1 protein-coding gene is annotated in these 521 nt (G+C 54.3%); it reads right to left on the reverse strand.

The window, feature by feature from the left end; all coding sequences use genetic code 11:
• Positions 1–451 (reverse strand): CHC2 zinc finger domain-containing protein (locus ACGF5R_RS24430; protein WP_387693225.1); only part of this gene is annotated, 451 nt, incomplete at its 3' end.
• Positions 452–521 lie beyond the last annotated feature (70 nt).

Below are 521 nucleotides of genomic sequence, written 5' to 3' on the forward strand. Positions count from 1 at the left end.
GGTGGTTGAGCCGCCGTTTTTCCAGATAAGCCAGGGCTTCGGGGGCATTCAGCAGCGTATGATGGTAGAACCCGACGACCCGACTGAGCAGCGCCTGCCGTCCGGCGTCATCATCGGCCAGCATGGCGGGTTCATCCGGTTGCACCAGCGGCGCCACCGAGGGGTTATCTCCCAGTATCCCGCGCAACTGTTCCACGGCCCGGCGCAGACTTAAGCCTTTGGTTTTCATTACCCAGTCCAGCACGGAACCGCCGGCATCACAGCCAAAACAGTGATAAAGATTTTTTGCCGGTGAGATAACCATTGACGGGGTTTTCTCCTGATGGAACGGGCACAACAGCACGTAATCTTTGCCGCGTTTAAAGAGCTGTCGCCCCTGTTGCTCCACCACGGCGACTAAGGAGACGGCGGCTTTCAGGTGCTGTAATTCGGCTTCGGGAATGCGGGCCATATCGTTAATCCTTTAAAAAATACGTCAAGGTCTATATTGACCTATTTTAAACAGGACATTAGAATGCTTT

The organism is Photorhabdus sp. RM71S, from assembly GCF_042879355.1.
GTDB lineage: Bacteria > Pseudomonadota > Gammaproteobacteria > Enterobacterales > Enterobacteriaceae > Photorhabdus > Photorhabdus kayaii.